General features: G+C 57.2%; 2 protein-coding genes. One reads left to right on the plus strand and one right to left on the minus strand.

The genetic code is table 11. The annotated features are described in order from the left end of the window. Positions 1-455: tripartite tricarboxylate transporter permease (locus tag RCO31_RS34625; protein WP_308972935.1), on the minus strand; the 455-nt coding region annotated here is incomplete at its 3' end. Between RCO31_RS34625 and RCO31_RS34630 the strand changes: the two genes are divergently transcribed. Further along, positions 421-745, plus strand: a 325-nt coding sequence (locus RCO31_RS34630; RefSeq protein ID WP_308972936.1) for an SDR family oxidoreductase, incomplete at its 3' end; no start/stop codon positions are given. The genes RCO31_RS34625 and RCO31_RS34630 overlap by 35 nt on opposite strands.

The following is a 745-nucleotide window of genomic DNA, read 5'->3' on the forward strand; positions in this document are numbered from 1 at the left end:
ATTGGCCGCTGTACGAGGATCATTGGATTTCCGCCGGACATGATCAGCGACTGGCGAAAAGCTTGCTCCAATTGCGGTGTCAGGACGAGTGCGAAAGCAAATGGCGCGAGTTCGTAGGCAAGCTTGCGCAGCACGTAGCCGACCACACCGAAGCCAAGCATGATCCACAGGTCGAAGATGTTCTTGTTTGCAGAGTAGGACCCCACGACGGCGAGCAGAAGGATAAGCGGAAATAGGATGCGATAGGGCACGCGTAACAGCTGTACCCATAAACCGATAAGCGGCAGGTTGAGTATCAGCAGCATGATGTTGCCGAGATACATGCTCGCGATGACGCCCCAGAAGATATCCGGATGCTGCGAGGCCAGAAGAGGACCTGGTGTTACGTTCTGAATAATCAGCGCGCCAAGCAGAAGAGCCGTGACCGAATTGCTGGGAAGGCCAAGCGACAGCATCGGACGGGGCATTGCGATTGGTTTGGCCGAAGCGGGCGCTACGGTCGCAGTGCTTGATCGCGATGACGCTTCGTCGAGCACAGTAGATGAAATCAAGTCGCGCGGGGGACGGGGGCGCTTTCTTCGATGCGACGTCACCGACGACGACAGCGTTGGCAAGGCGGCGACTGGATCACTTGAAGCGCTCGGACCGGCCTCGATTCTCGTGAATAATGCCGGAACGTTGCGGGCGGGAAGTCTCGACACGCTTTCCCTCAGTGACTGGCAAGCGAATCTGTCCCTAAACCTGA

The sequence above is a fragment of the Bradyrhizobium sp. LHD-71 genome (genome assembly GCF_031157255.1).
GTDB lineage: Bacteria > Pseudomonadota > Alphaproteobacteria > Rhizobiales > Xanthobacteraceae > P52-10.